At 55.3% G+C, this 217-nt stretch carries 2 tRNA genes; both read left to right on the top strand.

Annotated features, from left to right (window positions below):
• Positions 1–8 precede the first annotated feature (8 nt).
• Positions 9–93, top strand: a tRNA-Tyr gene (locus ACH1XZ_RS23305).
• A 36-nt stretch (positions 94–129) separates the two neighbouring features.
• Positions 130–214: transfer RNA gene (locus ACH1XZ_RS23300), tRNA-Tyr, on the top strand.
• The last annotated feature ends 3 nt before the right edge of the window (positions 215–217 follow it).

Here is a 217-nt window from a genome sequence, read left to right as displayed (position 1 = left end):
GCCCCAGTGGTGGGGTTCCCGAGCGGCCAAAGGGAGCAGACTGTAAATCTGCCGTCATCGACTTCGAAGGTTCGAATCCTTCCCCCACCACCATCTCTAAGCTTTACCTACAATTTGAATTACCCCAGTGGTGGGGTTCCCGAGCGGCCAAAGGGAGCAGACTGTAAATCTGCCGTCATCGACTTCGAAGGTTCGAATCCTTCCCCCACCACCATCA

Source organism: Kluyvera chengduensis (genome assembly GCF_044197065.1).
Classification (GTDB): domain Bacteria; phylum Pseudomonadota; class Gammaproteobacteria; order Enterobacterales; family Enterobacteriaceae; genus Kluyvera; species Kluyvera ascorbata_C.
Note: the sequence above shows the minus strand (reverse complement) of the source record. Positions and strands in the feature narration are given on the sequence as shown.